We start from the raw sequence: 17,057 nt of genomic DNA on the forward strand, positions 1-17,057 counted from the left end.
CCTGCTAGATGCTGCGCCCCAGCGGCCCGAGGCCGATCGAAAGATCGCCCGGCGCGAGGCCGAAGCGTGCAGCCATGTCATGGATCGCCGCCTCCGAGCGCATCAGCGTCCGGCCAAGCGCCTCCTCCTGGTCGGTGGACAGCGTGCCGTTCTCCATCCTGCGGATGGCCTGCGTTTCCATCAGTTGTCGCAGGAACTCCATGAGGGCGAGCACCAGCCGCGCGAGATCCTGTTCCACCGTTTCGGGCTCTATCCGGACGCGTCCCGCTGGATCTGTCAGGGCGCCAAGCGCCCGCGCGATGTCGTCGGGCCCAAGCTTCATCTCCGTGTCACCGATCATCATGATGTCGCTGCCTCCGTGACGAACGCGAAAACGGGCCACGGGCCGGTCACGGTGACCCCGAGGCGACCCGGGCCCTCCGGCGCCATGTCGGCGGAGCCCAGACCGCCGAGCATCTCGCCGAGGCGCGCCCGCGCGCAGAGAACGTCTAGACGGTTCGGCGAGGCCGCGACGGCCTCCGCGCCGAGCCTGCGGCAACATGCGGCCAGCATGTCGAGCGCGTTACGGTGCCGCGATCGCCACCTCGCACGCGCCTGCAACCATACATCGGCGCGATCCGCACGCGCAGGCGCGTCATCGTGGCACTGGATCGTCACCTGCACCTTGCCGCGCACGCGCTCGAGCTGGCGCGCGATCTCGTCCGCGCGCGCGTACAGGGATCGCTCCAGCGCGTCCGACGGAACGGGGCAAGCCGGGGCGATAGGCAGAAAACTCTCGAGGGCCTCGCTGCAGTGGACCTGAAGCGCAAGCCGCTCTCTCGCGCTTCGCCCGCCGCCGGACGGCACCACAAGCACCCCGACGCCGAACAGCTCCAGCACGGCGAAAGGTGCTGCCCGCGCGCCGGTATCGGTGAAGCCGAGGACATGGTTCATCCCGGACGCCCCGACCTGCCGATGGCGTCCGGGTTCGCAAGCACCAGGTCGACCCCGAGGAACACGAGGTCGACATCGGCAACCGTCAGCCAGACCTCGCCCCTGAGAACGACGCCCGCATCGAGCAATCGATCCACGACGTCGACGAGCCGCCCATCGGTCGCGGACAGCGCGTCCGATGGCGTGGCGAAGGAAAGATCGAAACCGCCCTCAGCCATCGGCCGCCTCCGGTCCGGCACCGAGAAAGCTGAACGCGGGCCATGGCCCGATGACGCGCAGCGCAAGGCCCATCGCGCGCGCCCTTCGATCCCAGGAGGCAAGTCCCGCGACGAGCCTCGCCTCGCCGCCGCGCTCCACCAGGACGGCCCAGTCGGCCACGGCGGCCTTTTGGCGGACGTCATTGCGCCGGATCCCTCGCCCGAGCGCGGGAAGCCCCTTGGCCAGATCTTCGACGAAGCTGCGTTGTCGCGCACCGTTCCGGGCGCGAAGGTCGCGCCGATCCCGTTGCAGGCGCAGGAAGGCCGATCCGTCGACGCCCTCCGGGCGCGGCGCCTCGACCGCGCTTTCCGCGCCGGGAACAGCCTGAACAGCGTATTCCACGCAGCCCGCCAGGCGTTCGGCCAGCCCGCCGAGATGAGGCGAGAGCGCATCGACATGGGCGCGCAGGGCACGCGATCCGGAAAAGACGGCGCCGATCTTCACGGGCAGGACATCCGCAGATGCCACATGGCTGGTGAGGACGGCGTTCTGCCTCGTCGCCCAGTCGACGATCCGCGCCTCCTCGTCCCGGGCGGGGCCATCCTCCACGCAAAACGCAAGCGCATCCCATTGCGCGCAAGGAATGCGGCGGTGCGGTGGCGCGCCCCGCGCCCGCGCCGCATCGCTTGGAAGCACCCCGATGAGCAGAAGCGCCATCACGCCACCTCGCCCAGTACGGGCCCGCCGCCTGCGGCCATCCCCTCCGACCAGAGACTGGCGCGGTGAACCGGTCCGAGCGCCTTGCCCGCCGCCCCCCCCCAGCGTGAGGATCTCGGCCGCGAGCCGGATGGCATCGGGGGCAAGCGCGCCAGACGCCCGAAGGCGGGTCGACCTCGCCCGTTCGATGTCGGCCTCGCTGGCGTCCGGCGGAACGTCCAGGAGCCGCCGGGCAGCCTTGAGGTCCTGCGTCCCGAACCGCTGAAGCGCGACGCTGGCGAAGGAAACGGCGGGCGACGGTCCGACGATGCGGAACCGCAGCCCCTCGGGCCACAGCGCGTCGATCGCCGCGATCGCATCCTCGACCCGACCCTCGGCCGACCGCGCAAGCAGCAGGACAAGATTGGCCACGAGGCCGGCATGGCGGGGCAAGGCGCGCACCTCCTCGCATTCGGCCTCGAGGGCGTCGACGAGGATCGACAGGAGCGCGGCCGAAATGCCATCCCTGTCGCGGGCGCGTCCCAAGGCTCCGGGATGTCCGGCGAAGCGACCCCCATCCGGCGCCTCGTCCATCGTAAGGGTCACCTGGAACTGGACCCTGCCCTCCAGCCGCGCCAGTTGCCGCCCGAGAAAGACACGGTTCGCGCGCAGCATGGCGGGCGCCTCGGCCAATTGCACGATGTGCCCGGGCAGGATCGGCAGAACCGTTCCGAAGCGCATCAGGCGTTCCAGCCATTCCTGGCGCTCCGCCGCCGAGCGCGCGATCCCGCGGCGCGTCGGAACCACCCTGCGCGCAAGCGGGGCGTAGATGGCCGCGAAGCCCGCCTGCGCCACGGCATCGAGGCCGGGCGGCAGGCCTCGCGCCTCTTCGTCCGACATGATCGCGATGATGGTGTCTACGCTCATGCGCCCTCGTCCTTGCCTGCGATGAAGTCGGTTCGGCGCAGCTTTCGCAGCACCTTCCACGAGGCGATCCGGTGTTCCAGATCCTCCCGCGAGATCGCGTCAGGGCGGCCGGTCGCGATCTGACGGATGGCCGCGTCTCGCGCGGCCGCCGCGGCGATCTCGGCCAGGTCGGCGCCCGAGGCGCCATCGGTCGCGCGGGCCAGGTCCGCAAGGTCGACGTTCGCGGCCAGCGGCCGCCGCGCAAGGTGCACGCCGAGGATCGCGCGGCGCGCCTCGGCGTCGGGCACCGGGAACTCGATCACTTCGTCGAAGCGGCCGGGACGCAGCAGGGCGGGGTCTATCGCGGCCGCGCGGTTCGTGGCCGCGAGCACCACCATGTCGTCGCGCCCCGCGATACCGTCAAGTTCGACGAGCATCTGCGCCACGATGCGGTTCAGGACGGCGTCCCTGTCGCCGCGGCGTGGGGCGATCGCGTCGAATTCGTCAAAGAAAAGGAGCGTCGGCGCCGTCTGCCGCGCGGTCGCAAACAGCCGCGCGATCGCGCGCTCCGCCTCCCCGAAATGCCGGGTCAGCAGGTCAGTCGCCCGCACGGGCACGAAGTTCAGGCCGACATCGGCGGCAAGGGCGCGCGCGATCAGCGTCTTGCCCGAGCCGGGCGGCCCCGTAAGCAGGATGCCACGCGCGGGCGCCACGCGGAACCGTTCGAGCGCGTCGGCCTGCATCCGCGGCCATTCCACGGCGCGGCGAAGGCGCAGCTTCACCTCGTCGAGGCCGCCGATATCCGCCATTCCCGTCGCCCCCACCTGCCCCGCCGATCCGCGCAACGCGCTTGGCGCCGTGACGGCAAGCCCGTGTTCGAGATCGCTCTGCTCGATATGGAGGCTGGAGGCGTCGACATGCTCCTCGCCACCGGCGTCCGCGATGGCGCGCGACAGCGCGGCCACGGCCGCCTCCCGCGCCAGCGCGGCGAGATCGGCGCCGACATAGCCATGTGCCGCCTGCGCGATGCGGTCCAGGTCGGCGTCGGCGGCGAGTGGCGCGAGGGACAGGTGCACGCGGAGGATCTCGGCGCGCTGGCTCGGCGCCGGCGGCGCGAAGGCGATCTCGCGGTCGAAGCGTCCGGGTCGCCGCAGGGCCGGATCCAGGGCATCCGGCAGGTTGGTCGCCGCCATCACGACGACCTGCCCGCGGGCGGACAGGCCGTCCATCAACGTCAGCAATTGCGCGACGATCCGGCGTTCGACCTGCCTGTCGCCCGAAAGGTCGTCGCGGCGGGGGGCGATGGCGTCGATCTCATCGATGAAGACGATGGCCGGCGCCTGCTTGGCCGCCGCCGCGAAGACGCGCCGGAGCGCGCTTTCGCTCTCGCCGTAGTGCTTCGAGACGATCTCGGGGCCCGAGATCTGAAAGAAGGTCGCCCGTGTCATGTTGGCGATCTCGCGGGCGAGCAGCGTCTTGCCCGAGCCCGGCGGACCTGGAAACAGGACCCCGCGCGGCGGCGAGATCCCGAGCCGGTCGAAGAGGTCGGGCCGCAGCAGGGGCGCGGCGATCACCTCGTGGACGCGGGCGATCTCCTCGGTCAGGCCACCGATGCCCTGGTAGCCCTGCGGCGCCCCGGGCGGCGTCTCAAGGGCCATGACGGTCCCCGCGGTCACGAGCCCCGCGCCCGACGGGCGCGCCGCGCGCACCTCGCCCGCGGTGGCACGGCCGCCCGGCATCGGGACATGCACCTTGTCGCCGACGCTCAGCGCCATGTCGAACAGCGCCTCCAACACGTCCTCGGGGCGCGACGACACGGGACCCTCCAGGCGGATTCGCACTTCCTCAAGCGGATCCAGAGGGGCCGCTGCGACCGTGACCTCGCCCTCCGGCGCGGCGCCGGCGTTGCAGCGGACGATGTGGTCGGCATGAAGATCCCCGTCCGGGACCGCCGCGGGGACCGCCCGCGCATGGGTGCGCCGCGCCGCCGTCAAGGACACCGTATCGCCCGGTGAAATTCCGAGCGCGGCCATCCGGCCCGGACTGAGCCGGACGAGACCGCGCGACGCCTTCCCCTCGGCGATGAACCTGAATGCCGCCGTCATTCCGGGATCGCCCTCAGGCGCAGCAGAAGATCGGTCTCGATCGCATCATACTCGTCCTCCCCGAGCTCCCCGGAAAGGAGCTTCGCCTCGGCGTCGACGAGCGCCTCGCGCAGGAGCGACGGATCGTTTCTCTCGGCCTCCGCCGCTTCGGCGATCCTTGCGGCAAGCCAGACCACGCCATCGGCGGGCGCGCTGACCGGAAGGGTCAGGATCTTTCGCAGCAATCCCATCAGGCCGCCACCGAGCGCGCCGTCTCAAGGGTCAACTGCACGAAGTTGAATGGCGGGACCGGTCCCACCAGCCGGATCTCGGGCTCGGCATCGGGGGCGAAGCCGGACATCGCGGCGGTCTCCTGGGCCAGCCGCGCGATGCCCTCCGCCCGCGCCGGGGGCACGAGCGCGTGCATGTGCAGGACCTGGACGTCGTCCTCGGGCGTCGCCAGCACATGGGCGCGGCAGAGCGGCGCCAGCCGAGCGGCGAGCGATTTCTGGACGGCCCCGCGCCGCCTGTCGAGCGCCTCGGCCAAGCGGCGGCCGAACTCGGCGGTCGCGAAATGCGGCGGCCGGGCGTGGGACAGGAGCCGCCGTCGATCGGCGGCCAGTGCGGGATCGGCGGCGAGCGTGGCCTCGAGCGCCGACTTTCGCGAGAAATTCACCCGCAGACCGAATTCGGCATGGCCCTCGACGAAGGCGAGGCGGGCGGTGAGCGCATCCGCGTTCCCCGCGAGCGTGCCGATGATTTCCTGGAGGTCCTCGACCACCATGCCGAAGCGCATCGGAAGAAGCGCGCCATGTTCCTGGCAGCGCTCCAGCACGCGCGCATGGGCGAGCAGGGCCCGCCGCTTGGGCAGGATGTCACGCGCCGGCGCATCGCCGAAGATCAGGTATCCGACAGGCGTTGCGGCGACCCGGACCGGCCCCGTGACCCCGTCCGCCTGGGCGAGCGCCGCCGCGTCGGGCGCCGCACCGGGCGCGAGGAGACCATAGAGGTATATCATGGCGCGCCGACCTTTCCACGCAGTTCAAGTATTCCGTTCACGAGGCTCACCGTCAGGTCCGCGGCGCGCAGCCCGGCGGGCAGGTCGAATTCCCCGCGGTATCGCCGCCCGCGGCCCTGTGCCTCCACCACGAGCGACGCGCCATCCTCGCCGTCCCGCAGCGCCACGTCGCCCTCCGCCACCCCGGGCAGGTCCGCCACGAGGGTCCAGCCGCCACCAGCCGCGAGGATTGTCGCCTCGACGGGACGGACGGGCTCGCGCCCTGGCGCCTCGGGTGCGGGTTGGCGTTCGTCCCCGCGCCCGTCGGGCCCGGGCGCCGCGCGTCCCGGTGCGGGGCGGATCCCGGCACCAGCACCCTTGCGCAGCGGGCGATCGACCGGGCGTTCCCCCGGTGCGTTCTGCCGCGAGGATGCGCCGGCTAGGCCGCCAACGCGCACCCGGATCCCTGCCCGAACCGCGCCCTGCGGCATCTCGAAGCTGCGCTCGCGCAGGATCTCCCCCTCGCCGAGGCGGTCGAGCCGGTCGAAGACCTCTCCCAGCGCGCTTCCGAGTTCGCCGAGGAGCCCCCCTAGCCTTTCGTCCAGGGCGTCGCCGACATCCCCCAGCGGGGACTTTCGTGACTTCGTCATCCAAGGTCCTCCCGCAAGTCGGTCATCTTGGTCATCGCCCGCTCGAGGCCGGCGATCCGTTCCAGAAGCTCCGCGTTCTCCGTCCCGGTCGCCCCGGCGCGCGAGGACAGGCGCGGATCGTTCTCCCACCAGTCGATGCCAAGCTCCTTCGCCTTGTCGACGGTGGCGATCAGCAGCCTCAACCTGATCGACAGAAGCTCGATCCCGACGAGCGACACCGATATGTCGCCCGCGATGACGATGCCCTTGTCAAGGATGCGCTCCAGCACGTCGGCCAGACTGTCGCCGTGGATCGGGCTCTGGACCTGGAGTGTCATCGCGCGCCCGCATCCTCGCGGTGATACCGTCCGAGCCGGTTGATCCCCGACATTTCCCCGAAAGAGTCGAAGTGGATCTCGTAGGCTGCAAGCAGGTCGTTGTCTCCCATGCGCGCCGCGCTCTCGAGGAGTTCGAGCTCCACCGTCCAGCCGCCATCGGTGCTGCGTCCCGAGCGGATCACGGAAAGCACGGGCAGATCGGTGATCGCGCCGATCTCCGCCTTGGCGCGCTCCATCATCTCCCCGATGGTGAACTGTGCCGGTTCACGGGTCCTGAACCGCTCCTGCATTGGCTGTTCCATCTGCATCTTCCTACTGGTTCAGGATCCGCATGAGGGACCGGCGCTGCCGGTCCTTTTCGTCATAGTCGCACCGATCCGCGGCCGAGCGCCGTTCGGCCGCCTCGATGGCACGGCGGAGACGGCTCATGTCGAATTCCAGCCTGACGAGCTGAATGGCCGCTTCTTTCCGGTTTCGCGCGACGCCGGCGCGCGCGGCGCGCGGTGACCGCGTCATGGCGATCTTGGGACGCTTCATCGGTCGTGCTCCGCGAAAAGGGAGAGGCTCGCCTCGAGTTCGCCGTCGCTGACGGCGACGCCGCGGCCGCGCAGCACGTCGCCCGCGATGGCCGCGAGATCCGCGTCCTCAAGGCCGCCCGCGATGACGCGCGCGGCCGCGATCCGTGCGGTGAGGACGACCGACCGCAACGAAGAGGCTTTTTCCGGATCGACCCCGGCGTGGTGTGCGGCGACGAGCCGGACGATCCGGGCGCAGGTGGCCGGGTCCAGGCCGCTGCGGCTCGAGGCTATTCCGGCGAGCGTATCGACCGATGGCTGCGGCAGGCGCAAGGTGACCATCCGGTCCACCAGCGCGTCCGGTGCGCCGTTCACGCCGACGTAGTCGCTGGAATTCGACGTCAGGATGATCCGGAAATCGGGGTGCGCGTGGATGTAGGTCTGCCGACTGGCCCGATCGGTCGAGACGAGCACGCCTTCCTCGATGACGGGAAGAAGGACCGAATTCGCTTGCGGCGAAGCGCGGGTGAACTCGTCGTAGACGAGCGTGTAGCCCTTGCGCATCGACACCGCGAGGATGGCGTCCTCCCAGTCTAGCCTTGTGGAGGTTTCCGTGCGGCGCACGCTCTGGACATACTTGTCCACCATGGTGCTTTCCGACCTGCCGATTTCACGGCCGATGAAGTCCTGGGCGGTCAGCCAGTCGTTGCCGGACATGAAGGACACCGGGCGCCCGAGTTCACCGGCGATACGCAGCGCGAAGGACGTCTTGCCCATGCCGGCCGGGCCCGTGAGGTGCAGCGGCACGCCTGCGGCCGCATAGACCGACGCCCGGTCGATGAAGACGCGGATGGCTGCATTCTCGAAGAAGCGGTCACTGCGCGAGAGGCCTTGCCACGGCGTGTCAACCACGTTCGCGGCGACGGAGGGCGTCCGGGATATGGCGTCTTTCGGCATGGTCACGGAATTCTTCCCGGTTCAGGATCTTCTCCAACGGACCTTGCGCCGATTCTGCTTGAGGAAGGCTTAATGCAGGAAGCGCCGGCATCTTGCAGACCTCACCAGTCGGACAGCTTGCCCGACGCGGTGCGTGGCACCTCGGAACCGAAACTGAACCTGTCGGGCCGTGCAGGAGCAGGCAGCGCAAGCATTGCTTGCCGAAGTCGGTTTTCCAGGTCCGCCCGCCCTCTGGGCGCGGTCGCGACGAAGGCCTTGAGCCTCTCGCCGTCCAGCCGCACTGCGGCCTCCCTCACGCCGGGCTGCGCCTCGATCAGGTCGCGCAGTGCGCGAAGATCGACATTGGTGCCGGCCACCTGCACGATCGCGTCGAGACGTCCGGCGACCGCAAATTCGGCGGGACCATGCCAGACGAGGCGGTCCTGCATCGCCAGAGGACCCGCCGCCGGACGCACGAGGTCGCCGGCCTGCCTGCAGATGTCGCCCATCAGCCTGAAGGGCGCTGTCCCGTCGTCCCGCCAGCCGATCCCGCCCGTCTCGCTCGAGCCATAGACCTCGACCATTCGCGTAAGACCGGTTTCACGGCATGCCTTCCAGGTGGAAGCCGTCGCCGGGCCGCCTGACGAGACACCGGTCACGCCCGGCAGGAAGGTCCGGTCCAAGGCCGCGATCCGGTCCCAGGTGAAGGGGGTCCCGAGAACCACGTCACCCGGTCGCGCGTTCCGAATTGCGGCGCCGGGCGCGCCGGGCGGCAAGTCCAGCGCGGGCCAGCCGGCCCGGAAGGGCAGAAGAATGCTCCACAGGAAACCGTAGATGTGGTGCACGGGCACGGCGGAGAGCACGCGCGCCCCTGTCGACATGCCTCGAAGCGCGCCCGCAAGCAGCGCGTCCACCTCGCTCTCGAGACTGGCGGCGGCATGGCTGACGCGTTTCGGCGCGCCGGTGCTGCCGGATGTCTCGAACGTGATGCGTGCCCCGTCGCCCACTCGGGACAAGTGCCAGACCAGCAGTGAGACCCATTCGCCGAGGCTGCGCTGAACCAAAAGAAAGTCCTCGATTCCGGTCTCTTGAAGGTCGAAGAAGATGTTGAGGCGGGTCACGAGGTCGATGACGGCGAGACTGTCGAGGCCCAGCCCGGCCTCGTCGATCGTCAGGGTGTCGAGCGCCTCCGGCGGGCGTCCGGCGGCGAGCGAGCCTATGAAGGCGCGCCTCGGCATCCTGCCCTGCCGGAGCTGCTCTTCCTGGAATGCCGCAGTCAGCGACACGATGACCCGGCGCACCTGGGGCGCGCCGAGCATCGAGGCCGTCGGGTCCGCTGCGGGCAGCAGGTGCGCGGCGGAGACGTTCAAGCGGCCTCTTCCAGGTCCTGGAAAAGTTCGCCCGCGAGCCCCGCGAAATGCGCGCGCGCGGCCTCCACTTCGGAGCGCAACGACATCGCGCGCGCAGCCAGTTCGGCGGCGGGCGCACGCGCGATGTCGTTCGGCTCGAAACGCACGTCGCGGCCGGCGTCGTAGGCCTCGATCGCGTCGAACGCGTCGGCAAGCGTCTCGAACTCCCATGCGTCGGAGGTGTCCGTTTCGTTCTCGGCCACGAAGAACTGCTTGATGCACAGGACGAATTTCTGCCTGTCGGTACGGTAGACGTTGATCTCGTACCAATAGGGCAGCTGCGGTGTGAAGCTCATCGCCATGGCGAGTTCGGTGCCCTTGAAGACGAGCGGACGCGCGCCGAGGCGGCGGATGCGGAAGGGTGTGGCGGCGCCGACGGACGCCATTTCGGACGGGCCGGCATGGTAGCCATGATCGACGGGAAGCGGGTGTGTCATGGTCGGGTTCCTTCGGATCGAGGTGAGGAATGGTCTTTCAGGACCGATTGGAGGGGACCGTTCTGGTCGCGGGCGCCGCCGAGCCGGCGAACCGGCGCGGTCGACACCGCAAAGCAGGCTTCGGGACCGGCCGAGGCCAGGAGGGCCGCGAGGTCGGCCGGGCGGTCGAGCATCGCCGCACGGTGCACTGCGTGCGCCGCGTGCCCATCGGGCGGCCGGCACACCACGTGGGCGACCGTGCCGCCCACATCCGTGGCATAGAGCGCCAGGGACCGGGTCACCGGGACTGTCCGGTCATCCACGGCCAATGTGACGACCTCGTCCTGGCAGGCCACGAGAAGGCCGGAGAAACGCATCGGACGCCGACCGTCCCGGCGCAGGCTGAAGCGCCGCCCGTGAGGAACGCTCCCATCTGCAAAATCAGCGCCTTGCAGCCCCTTCTTGACGTGCCCGGGGCTGTCCGTCCCGGGCACGCCGCATGTCTCCGCAAACCCGGGCGACGGCTTTTGCCGCCAGGTCGCGCCCTGCCGAAGGAGCGCGATCAGCTCCGCCGACAGGCGCACGTCGCAATCAGGGGCGGAGACGGTCGGCGTCATCCCGGGGCGATGCCGCTCAGGCGCGCTTGACGAAGAGCCAGCAATGCTGCCCGTCCGCCTGCGACTTGAGGTGGATCTTCACGCCCACATTCGCGCCCTTGTAGGCGAACTTGTAGTCGAAAAGGACGTTTATCTGCCCGGTCTGGTGGAACTTCAGGAATTCCCCGTGGAAGCGCTTGCCCTTGGCGCAGGGGGCGACCTCGTTGAAGAAATTCAGCCCGATCACCTCGTCGGGGTTGCGGTTGGCGATCGCGCTTTCGGCCTTGTTGTACTTCACGATGGTGCCCTGGCGGTCGAGCAGCACCGCGCCGAAGGGCAGATACTCGGCGCGCTGGGGCTCGCGGGCGAGAATGTTGTCGACGTCCTGGCTACCGAAGGGGATGATTTCCATGGCTCTGGTCCTTGATGAGTGCGCTTACTGTTCGGAGGTGTCGACGCCGTCGACGTTCTTGAGAAAACTGTCGTTGTAGGTCAGCGACATGTCCTGAACGCGCGCGACGGTGTGGCCGTCGAACCGCGCGCCCATGATCTCGCGCCCCTCGGGCGCGGCCCAGCGGTAGTCCAGCTTGCCCATGGTGACGACGCATTGCGGGATCGTCTCGAACCTTGTGCTGTGCTGGAACCTCGCGCTGTCGACGTCGAGATCGGATGCTTCCTCGAATTCGACGAGGGAACTCAGTTCGTCGATCCTGCTCTCCAGCTCCAGGCGACATGTCTGCGACATGACCTCCGCGGCGGCCTGCAAGACCCATTCGGGGTGGTCGCCGCGAACGACGAGCGCCATGTCGTGATGGCGGAACTCGTAGCGCCCATCGGCTTCGATGAGGTGCCCAATTTGCTTCATCCGGAGTGATCTCCTTTCGGCGGCAATGGCGGGTTAGGCGACAGATGTTTCTGCACGGACCCCGTTTGCGCGGAGAATCTCAAGAAAGCCTTTCCAGGGGGATCGACAGCCGCGCGGTAATGCCTAAGATTCGATGCGTTCAACACCGCAAGAGGGGTGAAAAGGATGACTGGATCGGTCGAGCTTCGCGTGCGCGACGGGGAGGCGGACATCCTCGTCTACACCTTCGACACCGCCTCGAAGGCCGCGGACATGATCCACTTCCTGTCGGACTTCTTCCCCGCCGCACAGTTCCTCGTGCAGCCGCTTCGGCACTGAACCAGGCCGCATCGCGTTCTCCGTTTACCGGGAAGTAACCGGTCCGATCCTATGGTGGGGGTCGGCGCGTCACGTTCTTGCGCCGTCCCGTTGCCCGCCCACGCCCGCCGAGGATCTCATACGCATGTGGAACGACGTGATGTGCCAGAGGGTCGGTGCGCCGCCACTTCGCTTCCTTGGAATGCGTCTCGACCACGTCGAGGCGCCGACGCCCGCGGGGACGCGGCTTTTCCTGACGCTCTGGGCGCGGCGCACCCGCGAGAAGCGGGATTTCGTCGTTGCCCTGAGCGAGCCGGACGCCATGTGGAAGCCCACCTCCCTGATCGTTCGCGACATCGAGGGGGCTCTCGCCGCCGTGGAGGACCGCTGCGCCCGGATGCGCGCGCAGGATCTCGACGCGCCGCCGGACGGCGCCGGCGGGCAAAGCCTGGCCGACATCATCGAGATGCAATGCCGCCTCGCCATCGACGAGCGCCGTTTCCGCGCCCTTGCAGCCAAGGCGCTCGACCGCTGGCTTGCCTTCGAAACGCTCCAGCCCGCGCTTGACCGTGCGGCGAATTGAAAGGTCCGACATGCCTGCCTTGCCAACCGACAGCCGCAGCCGCAGCCGGGACCTGCGTGGTTCCACGCGCGCACACCTTGCCCGTCTTCGCGAGGCGCGCCTGAAGAAACGCCACGCGAACGCCGTGCAGGCGCCAGGCGCCGCCACCCTGCCGTTCACCGTCGAAGAGCCGGAATGCCGCCTCGACGCCGGGCGCGTACGAGAGCTCGGCCCGCCGCCGCCGGAGGCGATGATCGCGATCGCGCGATCCCAAGGGGAGCGCGCGGCCACCGCCATTGCCACGGCGGGGCAAAGGCCCTCTCCTGCAGGGCCCGCGCCGGCACAAGACGGCGACGAGATCGTCGCACTTCACCCCACGATCCGGGCTCCCGCGGATGATGAGGCGGCTTCCCCGCCGTCTTCGCCGGCTTCGGAGACGCAGGATGAACCTGCTTCCACATCGCCTGCCTCCGGGCCGCTCGCGCCGGAACCCCCTGCTTCCCGGGCATGGGCATCAGCGCCGTCTTCCTGCGGTTCCGGGCCGCACGGGGCGCCGTCGCTCGCGTCCTCCGCGCCCGAATGCGCTACCGCGCCCGGCCCCTCAACCGATACGACGCCCGATACATCATCCCGACCCCTCGCCGGATCGACCGGCGCGACCCCCAACGCACTTTCCACGGAGGCGGCGGCCGTCACGCCCCAAGAGGCACCCGTTGCGAATTCAGCCCCCGATCCGCAACGGCAGCAATGGACGCCGCACGATGCGCCCGCGACGCACGACCGGGCTGGGAACGCCACCGCCGCGGATGCGCAGGGTGCGGATGCGCAAGGTAGTGACCGAACGGTCGCGACCGATGCCGTGGATCCGCCTGAAGGCAGCGATCTCGACAGTCTGCCGGGTGCGGGTCCGGGCCTGATCTGGCTTTTTGGCGAATGCGGGATCCGAACGCTGGCCGACCTCGCGAAGGCCGACCCGGCCTGGTTGCGGAAAAGGCTGGGACTGGTGGGCGAGCTTCTCGACCTCGACCACTGGATCGCCTTCGCGCGGGACAGGACCTGACGCTCTCCGCCACGTCGCGAGGCCGCAGGGACGGCGACGGCTGGCCGGACTGACAGAAGCCCCGTTCAAGATGAAGCAGTTCGTCCGTGCCAGGCGAGCCAAGTCCCGATCGTTTCGCGACGCAGGGCATCCGTGCGGGAGCGTCGCGCCCATGAGACACGCCGATCCGGCTGCGCGGCGGAAACCTGACGCTTGAGCTTCATGGCGCGTCTTTCCGGAGGCCTCCGCCAAAAGGAAAGGCAATGGCTGCCGAAGCGGCACCGGCAGTATCCGTCACCTGTCCCAGGACCCGTCCCCTTGCCCCGAGGCCTTGCGTTTCACCACGACCTATCTTCCGCGGAAGTCACTTGCGGCAGGCGCACAACGAGACGCGCCGTGTGCCGGCCAGCCCGGTCGAGGCGGAGCGGACCCATGACAAGGCAATTCCCAGCCACACCGCGCGGCATTGCAGCAGAAGAACCGTGCGCGCCGGGACCGCGCGGTATGTCTGCGCGGCTCGAGCGGAGGACCCGCCGGGCGATACGCCGCGCAAGACGCCCCCGCAGGCTTGCGGCGAGATGCGCTCACGAGGCCCCCATGCGACCCGGCGGGCGACGACGCCTTGGCATCCCTCGCCGCGCCGGTCGCGAAGGCACCGCGCAAGGGGGCGTCACGCCCCACCACCGTTCGCCGCGCCGGACGCCCCGGCCGGCCTCCCTCCACGCGCGCGCTGCAGACGGCTTCGTGACAGCCGCCGTCGGGGTGATCGTGCGAAACCCCGCCGCCTGTGGCCTCCCCATGTTGCGAAAACGGCGAAAGCTGCTAGATCGTCCGCCCCGGACGGACTTCGTCGGCCATTGAAGGGAGATGCGGCATCGCACCTGATCCTCGAGACGCGCGCCCCGCCGGACGCAGGCTCTGGCTTCTGACGGTCGCGGTCGTGGTACTGGCGGGCGTCGGCGTGCCCTACGGCCTTCTCGCGGGGCCGTCGCCGGGCCTCGGCGTTCTCGGCTTCTGGCTCGTCTTCGGCATCGTGGTGATCGGCCTCGTCGTCCTTGGCGCGCTGCGCTGGAGGGACAGGCCATGATCGCGCCTGCGCTCGTCTGGACGGTCATCGCTCTCTTCGCGGCGCTTGGCGTCGCGATCGCGATCCGCGCGGCGCGGGCGAACACGGGCACGGCGGGCGACTACTATGTCGGCGGGCGCAACATCGGCGGCATGGTCGCGGGCCTGTCCTACGCGGCCACGACCTACTCGGCCTTCATGCTTGTCGTGCTGACCGGCCTGACCTACCGGGGCGGGATCGGCGCGCTCGGGTTCGAGCTGATCTATTTCGCCGGCCTGTCGCTTCTGGTCGTGTTCGCGCCCCGGTTCTGGCTGGTCGGGCGGCGCTGGGGCTTCATCTCGCCGGCCGAGATGATCGGCGCGCGCTACGGCAGCCGCACGGTCGCGCGGGCCATGGCGATTGTCGGCATCGTCTTCCTCCTGCCCTACTGCACGACGCAGATGGCCGGCATCGGCCTGTTGCTGTCGGGCGTGACGGGGGGCGGCATCAGCCTGTTTCAGGCCGTCGCGACGGGGGCGGCGCTGGCCATGTTCTGGGCTCTGGTCGCCGGCCTGCGCTCGGTGGCGTGGACCGATGCGGCGCTGTCGGTCGTGATGTTCGTGTCGGGTCTTCTCGCGGTTGGCTTCGCGGTCTCGGCGCTGGGCGGGCCGGGGGCATTCCTCGGCACGCTTCAGGCCGAGAAACCCGAATGGCTGGGCGTGCCGGGACCGGGCTTGTGGAGCCTGCCGACCTTCGTCGCACTGTCCTTTCCGTGGTTCTTCTTCGCGCTCTCGAACCCGCAGGTCAGCCAGCGGCTTTTCATCCTGAAGGATTTCCGCGCGATGCGCCGGATGCTCCTGTGGGTGCTGGGCTTCGGTTTCCTGTTCACCCTGATCGCGGTCGTCTGGGGGCTTGCCGCGCTGCAGCTGGCGCCCGGTCTGGAGAACACGTCGATGGCGACGCCCGCGCTGCTTTCGTCGGGGGTCGTGCCGGTGTGGGTGGCGTTTCTGCTGATCCTGGGGATCCTCTCGGCGGCGATCTCGACGCTCGATTCCATCGCGCTGACCGTGGGCGCGATGGTCGCGCGCGACCTCGTGCGCCGCGAGACCGCCTCCAGCGACGCGCGCCAGATCCTCGCGGGACGGCTGATGATCGTGGCCGTCGTGCTGTTCGCGAGCTACTTCGCACTGCGGCAGACGTCGATCGTCGACCAGTTGGCGGCACTTTCGGCGGCGGGCCTGATCGTGTCGGTGCCCGCCATCGTCGGCGCCTTCTTCTGGCGCCGGGGCACGGCGGCGGGGGCACTGGCGTCGATCCTCGGGGGCGCGGGCGTGGCCGCGGTGCTTGCGATCTTCCTCGGCGTGAGCGTGTTCGATCCGACCCTGCCGTTTTCGGTGGCCGGAACAAGCGTCGCGCTGTTCGTGATCGTCAGCCTCGTCACCTCGCCCAGGCCCGGCGCCCTGGATTTCGAGGCCGAGATCGCGGCGGACCTGGCGCGGCATCGTGCGTGGTAAGACGTGCCCCTGCCGGCCGAGGGCTGTCGTTGTGTCGCGGTTTCAACGGCGGCGCATGAACCAGATCCCATCAGGGAGCAAATGCGAATGACTGGAGTGAACTCAAGATGAACTTCCAAATCGACGACGTGACGGGCCCGGCCCGCGCCATCACCTTCGGCGGTCTCGCGATCCTTCTGTTCCTCGCCGCGCAGGACGTCGCAACCCGCACGCCCGACGCCGCCCCCGAGGCGAGCGAGAGCGCCGAGGCGCAGGACGCGAGCGAAACGGCAGACCCCGCCGAGACGCAGATGGCGGAGGCGGAGGCAACCGGAGAAACCGACATGGCCGCCGCGGATGCGGCTGCCGAGCCCACTCCGGCGACCGAGGAAGCCCCCGCCGAGACGCAAACGGCGGAGGCGGAGACCACCGAGACGGACATGGCCGCCACGGATATGGCCGCCGAGCCCGCTCCGGCGACAGACGATGCTCCAGCCGAGACGCAAACGGCGGAGGCGGAGGCCAGCGGCGAGACGGACATGGCCGAGGCGGATATGGCGGAGCCCGCTCCGGCGACCGAGGAAGCTCCCGCCGAGACGCAGGGTGCGGAGACGGAGGGCGAAGCCGCCGCCGCGCCCGAAGCCGAGGCGTCCGGCGCTGATGGCGCTGGTGACTGGCCGGCAGAACAGATGGCCTATCTCGACGGCGACGCCGCCGCGGGTGAGCAGGTCTGGCGCCAATGCGCGGCCTGCCACGTCGCCGACCAGGAGCAGAACCGCGTCGGTCCACACCTCGTGGGCATCGTCGGACGTGACGTCGCCTCGATCGAGAGCTTCCGCTATTCGAACGCGCTGCAGGAGCTTCAGGGGCAGGTCTGGACGCCGGAGGAACTCGATGCGTGGATCGAGAACCCGCGCGGCTATGCGCGCGGCACCTCGATGGGCTACGGCGGTCTGCGCGACGAGGGGCAGCGCCGGGATCTTCTGGCCTATCTCGCCAGCCTCCAGGACTGAGCGGGAGATGCGCGGCCCCTGCCCCGCCCGCGCGGGCCGGGGGCCGCGTCCGGTCCGGTCCGGCCTGTGGGCCGCGCCGCGGCGCGCGGC

The 17,057-nt window shown here is 69.7% G+C and carries 23 protein-coding genes; 6 read left to right on the top strand and 17 right to left on the bottom strand.

Going from position 1 to position 17,057, the window contains the following annotated elements; genetic code table 11:
* Positions 1-4: 4 nt before the first annotated feature.
* From P6F26_RS08165 to P6F26_RS08245, 17 genes are all read right to left on the bottom strand, one after another.
* Entirely contained in the window at positions 5-343 is a 339-nt protein-coding gene (locus P6F26_RS08165) for a gas vesicle protein K (RefSeq protein WP_278028175.1), read from the bottom strand.
* Entirely contained in the window at positions 340-933 is a 594-nt protein-coding gene (locus P6F26_RS08170) for a hypothetical protein (RefSeq protein ID WP_278028176.1), read from the bottom strand. The genes P6F26_RS08165 and P6F26_RS08170 overlap by 4 nt, the downstream gene beginning before the upstream one ends.
* Complete coding sequence (locus P6F26_RS08175) at positions 930-1,151, bottom strand: gas vesicle protein (RefSeq protein ID WP_278028177.1); 222 nt, start codon at positions 1,149-1,151, stop codon at positions 930-932. Before P6F26_RS08175 ends, P6F26_RS08170 begins: the two co-directional genes overlap by 4 nt.
* Positions 1,144-2,754: a GvpL/GvpF family gas vesicle protein gene (locus P6F26_RS08180; RefSeq protein WP_278028178.1), complete on the bottom strand. Its 1,611-nt coding sequence runs from the start codon at positions 2,752-2,754 to the stop codon at positions 1,144-1,146. The genes P6F26_RS08175 and P6F26_RS08180 overlap by 8 nt, the downstream gene beginning before the upstream one ends.
* Positions 2,751-4,838, bottom strand: a complete 2,088-nt coding sequence (locus P6F26_RS08185) for an AAA family ATPase (protein ID WP_278028179.1) — start codon at positions 4,836-4,838, stop codon at positions 2,751-2,753. Before P6F26_RS08185 ends, P6F26_RS08180 begins: the two co-directional genes overlap by 4 nt.
* Positions 4,835-5,068: a gas vesicle protein GvpG gene (locus P6F26_RS08190; RefSeq protein ID WP_278028180.1), complete on the bottom strand. Its 234-nt coding sequence runs from the start codon at positions 5,066-5,068 to the stop codon at positions 4,835-4,837. Before P6F26_RS08190 ends, P6F26_RS08185 begins: the two co-directional genes overlap by 4 nt.
* On the bottom strand, positions 5,068-5,835 hold the full coding sequence (locus P6F26_RS08195) for a GvpL/GvpF family gas vesicle protein (RefSeq protein ID WP_278028181.1): 768 nt from the start codon (positions 5,833-5,835) through the stop codon (positions 5,068-5,070). Before P6F26_RS08195 ends, P6F26_RS08190 begins: the two co-directional genes overlap by 1 nt.
* The gene (locus P6F26_RS08200; RefSeq protein WP_278028182.1) at positions 5,832-6,464 is read right to left on the bottom strand and encodes an Hsp20/alpha crystallin family protein; all 633 of its coding nucleotides are present in this window, start codon (positions 6,462-6,464) and stop codon (positions 5,832-5,834) included. The genes P6F26_RS08195 and P6F26_RS08200 overlap by 4 nt, the downstream gene beginning before the upstream one ends.
* The gene (locus P6F26_RS19675; protein WP_278028183.1) at positions 6,461-6,781 is read right to left on the bottom strand and encodes a gas vesicle protein; all 321 of its coding nucleotides are present in this window, start codon (positions 6,779-6,781) and stop codon (positions 6,461-6,463) included. Before P6F26_RS19675 ends, P6F26_RS08200 begins: the two co-directional genes overlap by 4 nt.
* A complete protein-coding gene (gene gvpO, locus P6F26_RS08210; RefSeq protein WP_278028184.1) occupies positions 6,778-7,083 on the bottom strand; it encodes a gas vesicle protein GvpO in 306 nt (101 codons plus the stop codon). The genes P6F26_RS19675 and gvpO overlap by 4 nt, the downstream gene beginning before the upstream one ends.
* 10 nt (positions 7,084-7,093) lie before the next feature.
* On the bottom strand, positions 7,094-7,318 hold the full coding sequence (locus P6F26_RS08215; RefSeq protein WP_278028185.1) for a hypothetical protein: 225 nt from the start codon (positions 7,316-7,318) through the stop codon (positions 7,094-7,096).
* Entirely contained in the window at positions 7,315-8,253 is a 939-nt protein-coding gene (locus tag P6F26_RS08220; protein WP_278028265.1) for an AAA family ATPase, read from the bottom strand. The genes P6F26_RS08215 and P6F26_RS08220 overlap by 4 nt, the downstream gene beginning before the upstream one ends.
* Before the next feature lie 101 nt (positions 8,254-8,354).
* Complete coding sequence (pcl, locus tag P6F26_RS08225; protein ID WP_278028186.1) at positions 8,355-9,602, bottom strand: 4-coumarate--CoA ligase; 1,248 nt, start codon at positions 9,600-9,602, stop codon at positions 8,355-8,357.
* The gene (locus P6F26_RS08230) at positions 9,599-10,078 is read right to left on the bottom strand and encodes a hypothetical protein (RefSeq protein ID WP_278028187.1); all 480 of its coding nucleotides are present in this window, start codon (positions 10,076-10,078) and stop codon (positions 9,599-9,601) included. The genes pcl and P6F26_RS08230 overlap by 4 nt, the downstream gene beginning before the upstream one ends.
* The gene (locus tag P6F26_RS08235; RefSeq protein WP_278028188.1) at positions 10,075-10,674 is read right to left on the bottom strand and encodes a hypothetical protein; all 600 of its coding nucleotides are present in this window, start codon (positions 10,672-10,674) and stop codon (positions 10,075-10,077) included. Before P6F26_RS08235 ends, P6F26_RS08230 begins: the two co-directional genes overlap by 4 nt.
* A gap of 16 nt (positions 10,675-10,690) precedes the next feature.
* Positions 10,691-11,065: a photoactive yellow protein gene (gene pyp, locus P6F26_RS08240; RefSeq protein WP_278028189.1), complete on the bottom strand. Its 375-nt coding sequence runs from the start codon at positions 11,063-11,065 to the stop codon at positions 10,691-10,693.
* Between the two features lie 24 nt (positions 11,066-11,089).
* A complete protein-coding gene (locus P6F26_RS08245) occupies positions 11,090-11,518 on the bottom strand; it encodes a hypothetical protein (RefSeq protein WP_278028190.1) in 429 nt (142 codons plus the stop codon).
* Positions 11,519-11,683: 165 nt separating this feature from the next.
* Here P6F26_RS08245 and P6F26_RS08250 point away from each other — a divergent pair, with 165 nt between their 5' ends.
* The 6 genes from P6F26_RS08250 (at position 11,684) to P6F26_RS08275 (ending at position 16,967) form a co-directional block, all read left to right on the top strand.
* Entirely contained in the window at positions 11,684-11,836 is a 153-nt protein-coding gene (locus P6F26_RS08250) for a hypothetical protein (RefSeq protein WP_278028191.1), read from the top strand.
* Positions 11,837-11,960: 124 nt separating this feature from the next.
* Positions 11,961-12,398, top strand: a complete 438-nt coding sequence (locus P6F26_RS08255) for a hypothetical protein (protein WP_278028192.1) — start codon at positions 11,961-11,963, stop codon at positions 12,396-12,398.
* A gap of 838 nt (positions 12,399-13,236) precedes the next feature.
* Positions 13,237-13,437, top strand: a complete 201-nt coding sequence (locus P6F26_RS08260) for a hypothetical protein (RefSeq protein ID WP_278028193.1) — start codon at positions 13,237-13,239, stop codon at positions 13,435-13,437.
* A 919-nt stretch (positions 13,438-14,356) separates the two neighbouring features.
* Positions 14,357-14,503, top strand: coding sequence for a hypothetical protein (locus tag P6F26_RS08265; RefSeq protein ID WP_278028194.1), 147 nt, complete (start codon positions 14,357-14,359; stop codon positions 14,501-14,503).
* Positions 14,500-15,975 (top strand): sodium:solute symporter family protein, encoded by a 1,476-nt coding sequence (locus P6F26_RS08270; protein WP_278028195.1) that lies wholly within the window; start codon positions 14,500-14,502, stop codon positions 15,973-15,975. The genes P6F26_RS08265 and P6F26_RS08270 overlap by 4 nt, the downstream gene beginning before the upstream one ends.
* Before the next feature lie 107 nt (positions 15,976-16,082).
* Positions 16,083-16,967: a c-type cytochrome gene (locus tag P6F26_RS08275; RefSeq protein WP_278028196.1), complete on the top strand. Its 885-nt coding sequence runs from the start codon at positions 16,083-16,085 to the stop codon at positions 16,965-16,967.
* Positions 16,968-17,057: the final 90 nt, after the last annotated feature.

This window comes from Roseicyclus salinarum (assembly GCF_029624655.1).
Classification (GTDB): domain Bacteria; phylum Pseudomonadota; class Alphaproteobacteria; order Rhodobacterales; family Rhodobacteraceae; genus Roseibacterium; species Roseibacterium salinarum.